The 6,466-nt window shown below is 38.2% G+C and carries 6 protein-coding genes; 4 read left to right on the top strand and 2 right to left on the bottom strand.

Annotated features, from left to right (window positions below; all coding sequences use genetic code 11):
* Positions 1–248 precede the first annotated feature (248 nt).
* Positions 249–515 (top strand): hypothetical protein, encoded by a 267-nt coding sequence (locus AC1DRF_RS13945; protein WP_043979643.1) that lies wholly within the window; start codon positions 249–251, stop codon positions 513–515.
* 51 nt (positions 516–566) lie between these two features.
* Here AC1DRF_RS13945 and AC1DRF_RS13940 read toward each other — a convergent pair whose 3' ends face one another.
* Positions 567–2,681 carry an ATP-dependent Clp protease ATP-binding subunit gene (locus tag AC1DRF_RS13940; protein ID WP_427075477.1) on the bottom strand — a complete coding sequence of 705 codons (2,115 nt, stop codon included), beginning with the start codon at positions 2,679–2,681 and terminating at the stop codon, positions 567–569.
* A gap of 419 nt (positions 2,682–3,100) precedes the next feature.
* On the opposite strand from AC1DRF_RS13940, the gene nhaC reads away from it, so the two are divergent.
* The 3 genes from nhaC to AC1DRF_RS13925 all read left to right on the top strand — a co-directional run bounded on the left by nhaC (position 3,101) and on the right by AC1DRF_RS13925 (position 5,870).
* Positions 3,101–4,483: a Na+/H+ antiporter NhaC gene (gene nhaC, locus AC1DRF_RS13935; RefSeq protein ID WP_477740957.1), complete on the top strand. Its 1,383-nt coding sequence runs from the start codon at positions 3,101–3,103 to the stop codon at positions 4,481–4,483.
* 292 nt (positions 4,484–4,775) lie between these two features.
* A complete protein-coding gene (locus AC1DRF_RS13930; RefSeq protein WP_014461062.1) occupies positions 4,776–5,657 on the top strand; it encodes an alpha/beta hydrolase family protein in 882 nt (293 codons plus the stop codon).
* An 87-nt stretch (positions 5,658–5,744) separates the two neighbouring features.
* Complete coding sequence (locus AC1DRF_RS13925) at positions 5,745–5,870, top strand: DUF6254 family protein (RefSeq protein ID WP_013082238.1); 126 nt, start codon at positions 5,745–5,747, stop codon at positions 5,868–5,870.
* 65 nt (positions 5,871–5,935) lie between these two features.
* Here AC1DRF_RS13925 and AC1DRF_RS13920 read toward each other — a convergent pair.
* A partial coding sequence (locus AC1DRF_RS13920) for a 3-ketoacyl-ACP reductase (RefSeq protein WP_477740956.1) occupies positions 5,936–6,466 on the bottom strand: 531 nt, incomplete at its 5' end.

Below are 6,466 nucleotides of genomic sequence, written 5' to 3'. Positions count from 1 at the left end.
TATTAGCATAGTTACAACTGTGTGAATAGCCGAATTGAGCACTTAGACCAAGGAATATAGATCTAGAATACAGCTAGTCATAAACTATTAAGGAAATATGAGGGGAATATGAACGAAATGAAGGGGATGTAAAGCTTTTGTGATAACCTTGTAAAAGTGAACTTTTTTCTAATTGGATAGGCTATACTGCCAGTAGAGCCATATGAATACTACATAGAGGCTCAGATGATTCGAAAGGAGACGGTAAAATGAACAAAAGTTTATTAGTCAAGTTATTTGGATCACTTCTAGCAATTATGTTAATCACAGCATGCAACTCACAAACGGATGAAAAAGATGCCACAGAACAGCAAACAGAACAGTCGGATGATACTCAAGCGGAGGACACAACTACAGATGATTCACAGGAAACAATGAAGCAAGACGAAGCAGATGATTCATCTGGGGATGAAGCATCTGATGATCAAGAAGAATCAACGGATAGTACTGACGAAAAAACAGATGAAAGTAAATAAACGTAAGTATTTMTATAAAAAAAAGCGACTCAAGTAGAGTCGCTTTTTCTATTAGTTTTGTACGGTGATTTCGCTTGCTTCATTTAACGTTACGTTCACTGTCGATACGTCTGCGTCATCTAAAAGTAAGTCTGTAATTCGATCTTCAAGCTGTTCTTGAATTGCTCGGCGGAGCGGTCTAGCACCGAATGCAGGGTGATAGCCAAGTTCAGCTAGTTTTTCTTTTACCTCATCTGCTACGCTCAGCGTGATATTTTGTTCTTGTAATGTTTCTTTTAATTCAGCAAGCATAAGGTCCACAATTTTAATTAAGTTGTCTTTTTCAAGGTGATTAAATTCAATGATTGTATCAAATCGGTTTAAAAACTCTGGTTTGAAATAAGATGAAAGTGAATCTAAAACGGATGCCTGTTTAAGTGCGTCATTTTCTGCGTCAAACCCAACCGTAATTTTCTTTTCACCTACACCAGCGTTACTTGTCATAATGATAACTGTGTCTTTAAAGCTTACTGTGCGACCTTGACTATCTGTTAGACGTCCGTCTTCTAGAATTTGTAGAAACATATGCTGAACGTCTGGATGAGCTTTTTCAATTTCATCTAGTAAGATGATGGAATAAGGATTACGGCGTACTTTCTCTGTTAATTGTCCTGCCTCTTCGTGACCTACGTAGCCAGGAGGTGAACCGATTAATTTAGACACCGCGTGTTTTTCCATATATTCACTCATATCTAGACGAACCATAGCATCTTTTGAGCCGAATAGTTCTTCAGCTAATGTTTTGGTTAACTCTGTTTTACCAACACCTGTTGGGCCGACAAATAAGAATGAACCAATTGGGCGATGCTTCGCTTTTAATCCAGCGCGAGAACGTCGAATCGCTTTTGCTACTTTTTCTACAGCTTCCTGCTGTCCGATTACTTTTTGAGCTAAGTGCTCTGCTAAATGCTTCATTTTTGCTGATTCATTTTCTTGAAGTTTACCAACAGGGATACCCGTTTTCTTTTCAATAATTGCTTGAATGTCAGCAATATCCACATTCATTTTTTGCTGTTCTTCGTTTAGTTGTTTTTCAAGAGCAGCTTCTTCATCGCGCAGTTTTGCCGCTACTTCATATTTTTCATCCTTTAGCGCCTGCTCTTTTTCTTTTGTAATTTCTTTTAAGCGAGCGGCCGCGTCGTCTTTATTTGTAATGCCTGCCTGCAAGTTCATTTTTGAACCTGCTTCATCTAGCAAGTCAATTGCTTTATCAGGCAAGAAGCGATCTTGAATGTAGCGGTGTGATAAATTTACACAAGCGCGGATCGCTTCATCTGTATAGCTAACGCCGTGATAATCTTCATATTTACTTTGGATTCCTTTTAGAATTTCAACAGCTTCTTCTACAGACGGTTCGTGAACCATAACCGGCTGGAAGCGTCGTTCAAGAGCCGCATCTTTTTCAATGGAACGGTACTCTTTTAAAGTTGTAGCTCCGACTACTTGAAGTTCGCCTCGTGCAAGAGCAGGCTTTAAAATATTGCTTGCGTCCATTGAACCTTCCGCTGAACCAGCTCCTACAAGAAGGTGAATTTCATCGATAAATAAAATCACGTTTTTTCGCTGTTGAAGCTCAGAAATTAACTGCTTCATGCGCTCTTCAAATTGACCGCGCACGCCGGTATTAGCTACGAGAGATGCTACATCTAACAGATATACATCTTTATTTAACAGCTTGGCAGGAACTTTTCCTTCCGCGATTTTTAAAGCTAACCCTTCAACAACAGCTGTTTTACCAACACCGGGTTCTCCGATTAGTACCGGGTTGTTTTTGTTTCTTCTATTTAAAATTTCAATGACACGCTCTACTTCTTCTTCTCGGCCAATAACAGGGTCAATTAATCCCGTTTTCGCAATTTGAGTTAAGTTTCGACCGAACTGGTCTAAAAAGCCTCCGCCGCCATTTCCTTGCTGTGGCTGTTCCGGTGCAGCTTGTTCGTGCGCCATTTGATTGAATAAATCATTGATGTTCATAAAGCCGCCACCTCCAAAACCTGATGGGATTTTATGTTCTTTCATTAGTGCTTGATAACATGTATGACATAAACGATATTGAGATTTTTGGTTATTTGTTTGTACATTTAATTGAATAGATGCTTCACGTTTATTACAGTTTTGACAAATCATTTAATTAGCCTCCCTAAATGATTTTAATCGAAGATCAGCAGGTGTTTGACCTTTCTTGACCTTTCGTAATTTCATTATACTTTGACCTTTTTTGACTTTCAAGTCTTTTGCTTAAAAAATTTTTGAAGGAAGTTCCTCGCTTATGTACAAAAGGTAGTACATTAAAAAAAGATGTGTTTTATGTGTACCCGTTCTATACATGTAAAAACATAAGAGGCATTTTGTACAATGATCTGCTTGGAGAGGGAATTAATATTAATAAGAAGAAAAGTGGAAAAATGAGTGCAGAGCTTACCGTTGGATAAAATAAGTTATTGACAGCAAGAAGGATAAAAATTATACTCAAGAAGGTTTGCACTTAACTGCGTAAAAGCATAAAAGCGTTTAAGTGAAAAAGAAAGATAGAAAGGGAATACCTCATGAAAAAAGAAATTTCATTTATACAATCAATAGCGGTGGTTTTGGTGCTATTAGCTATTATTTTTGTTTCATTATTTACGTTAAAGCTGCCGCCTCATATTCCGCTGATATTTGGTGTAGCATTTATTAGTGTGATTGGCTTTTTGTTGAAATATAAGTGGACAGAAATGGAGAAAGGGATTTTAGACGGTGTCAGACTGGGCATTAAGCCTATCCTTATTTTAATGCTGATCGGAATGCTTATTGCGATTTGGATGGTAGGAGGAACGATACCGACGATTTTATCCTACGGCTTCCACTGGATTTCACCGCAGTACTTTTTAATTAGTGCTTTAGTTATTACCGTATTAGTTTCAACATTCACGGGAAGTTCATTAACAACCGTCAGTACGGTAGGGGTCGCTTTATTTGGCGTAGGAACTGCTATTGGTGTACATCCAGGGCTAGCAGCGGGGATGATTGTTTCAGGAGCTGTGTTTGGAGATAAGATGTCTCCCTTGTCTGATACAACAAATTTTGCTTCTGGTATCGTTGAAGTCCCGCTTCCTAAACATATTCAGCACATTACGTGGACGACGGTTCCAAGTATTGTTATTACAGCAATCATTGCACTGGTAATCGGAATCAACGGAAATCAGGAAAGCGTCAATTACGGGGAAATTCAAGGAATTCAAGACGCATTAAAACATACGTTTAATTTACATGTGTTAACGTTGCTTTCTCCACTTTTAGTTCTTATTTTTTCGATGAGAAGAGTCGATGTACTTCCAACGTTAGTTTTAGGTATTGTAACGGCCATCATTACAGGAATGATTACACAGMATGAATTTACGCTGAGTCAATTGCTAGGCGTTCTTCAAAGCGGTCCGGCAGTAGAGTCAGGAAATAAAGTAGTGGATGCGATTGTGAATAAAGGCGGACTGCAGTCCATGATGTTTTCTATTTCCCTTATCATGATTGCCTTGTCGCTAGGTGGCTTGATGAGAGCTGTTGGAATTATTGATGCTTTGTTAGAAGGATTAGCAAAACAAATTCGCCGCAGCGGAGACGTTATTTTTGCTACGCTTCTATCTTCAATTGGAGTGAACGTTATTACAGGCGAACAGTATTTATCGATTCTCTTGCCTGGACAGACGTTTAAGCCGCTGTATGAAAAATGGAATTTAGATCCAAAAAACTTATCACGAACGCTTGAAGACGGCGGAACGGTTATTAATGCTATTATTCCGTGGGGTGTCAGCGGTGCTTTTATTTCAACTGCATTAAATATTCCCGCAGCTGACTATATTCCATTTACATTCTTTAGTATTTTATGTCCTATTTTTTCAATTATTTTAGCATATACAGGCATTGGCATTGCCAAGAAAAAAGCTCAGTCTTAATTGGGCTTTTTTTTTTGGAAAAAGGACAGGTAAAAAACGACAAAAAAAGTATCATTCCACTTTTCAAATCTATAATTTAATAATACAATTTACTATACGTCTTTCTTGTTAATGTATTTGGATGAATTCTTATTTCTTTATTGATGAAGAAATTTGAGTTTTGCGGTATGATAAATAAGCTGTATTGGCGATGGGATGAATGCCCTTTTTAGCAAACATTTAAGAAGGGTAAAGCCAAATGAAAACACTCATTATAAAAGAGAAAAGATATTTATTGAGGAGAGGGTTTCTGTTGAAAAAATGGGGCATCATTGCATTAATCACTGTAGCTGTGCTCGGTGTGACAGCGGTTTTCAACCGAGCTGAAAGTGATGATGTAAATAAAGAAAAATTGAATTTATTATCGCCTTATTCAAATAAAGTAGATGTATATAGCATTACGTATCCTAGTGATAATTTAAAGATAAAAGGGTTTTTAGTACAGCCTAAAGACATTGCAGACAAACATTATCCGCTTTTAGTATATAATCGCGGAGGAAATCGCGAACATGGCATGATTCGCGCAAAAACACTGCAGTACTTATCATATTGGGCAAGTAAAGGCTACGTCGTGGTTGCGACTCAATACAGGGGAAATGGCGGAAGTGAAGGTACAGAGACGTACGGCGGTAAAGATATTGACGACGTGTTAAATCTTATTAAGTGGGGAGAACAGCTTCCTTATGTAAATCACCAGCAAAAGGTAGCGCTAGGATATTCACGCGGCGGCATGATGACGTATTTAACGATGAAAAACGGCGTTAAATTTGATGCAGTTGTCGTACAATCAGGTATTACAGACATGTTTCAATTCTATGATCAAAGAGGGCCTGAAATGAAACAAGTGCTGCGGACGATTGTAGGAGATCCGGCGCAGTATCCGGAGAGGTATAAAAGTCGTTCTGTTGTCTATTGGAGCGATAAAGTAAATTCACCTCTTTTGATTTTACAGGGTGATCATGATCGTAAAGTTCACCATACGCAGGCTGAAAAGCTTGTGAAACAATTAGATGAGCAGGGAAAAGAATACAAATATGTACTGTACAAAAACGGAGACCATCCGCTAACTGCTTATTATGATCAATATAACGCGGAAATTGATAAGTGGTTTAAAATACATTTAGCTAAGCAGTAAAGAAATTGGAAGCAGTTTTGATGAATGGAAAAGAGCAGCTTGTTTTATCCTACTACATGTAAGCATATAAAAAGGGGATGAAGCAAAATGACTCAGTCTAAAAGTCAAAAAGAGCGTCAGTGGAATGTGCGAAAACAATCACAAAACCCATCGCATGGAAAAGTGAAATCTTTTGAAGAACTATCAGAAGAAATCACGCCTAAACGTAAATAAGGTAACCACCATATAAAGGAAGACACAAAAAAGGAGAGCTKAAGCTCTCCTTTTTCTATGTTTGTTTATGGATTTGTGGACCACATGCCCGCAGATTTGATAAAAATACGAGGATGCAATTTTAATTGTGCGACCATAATTTCTGCTAGGTCTTCAGGCTGCATCACTTTATCAGGATTGCCATCCGTTAAGTTTTCTTTATACGCTAATTCCGTTGCTACTGTACTTGGTGTTAGAGCTGTTACACGAATATTGTGTTTGCGTACTTCTAACGCTAGAGATTCAGTTAAGCCGAGCACGCCAAATTTTGAAGCGCTGTAAGCACTTGTAACGGGAGCGCCTTTTTGACCAGCAGTGGATGAAATATTGATAATGTCTCCACCATTTTTTTCGATTAATTGAGGTAGAACGGCGCGCGTTACGTAGTAAACGCCCATTAAATTCACATCAATGATTTGTTTCCACTCAGCTGGGTCTAGCTCTAAAAAGCTTCCGAATTTACCGATTCCTGCGTTGTTGATTAAGATATCTGTTGCCCCTAATTTTGTATGTAGATGCTCAACTGCTGCATTTACTTCTTCCATAGAAGAAACATC

It is taken from the genome of Priestia sp. P5_B4, assembly GCF_056400385.1.
The sequence above is the reverse complement of the archived record's forward strand: the minus strand, read 5'-3'. Positions and strand labels throughout refer to the sequence as shown.

Bases quoted from the DNA above. Each gene is read 5' to 3' on its own strand.
- AC1DRF_RS13945 (WP_043979643.1), top strand. From the start codon at position 249: ATGAACAAAAGTTTATTAGTCAAGTTATTTGGATCACTTCTAGCAATT.
- AC1DRF_RS13940 (WP_427075477.1), bottom strand. From the start codon at position 2,681: ATGATTTGTCAAAACTGTAATAAACGTGAAGCATCTATTCAATTAAAT.
- AC1DRF_RS13925 (WP_013082238.1), top strand. From the start codon at position 5,745: ATGACTCAGTCTAAAAGTCAAAAAGAGCGTCAGTGGAATGTGCGAAAA.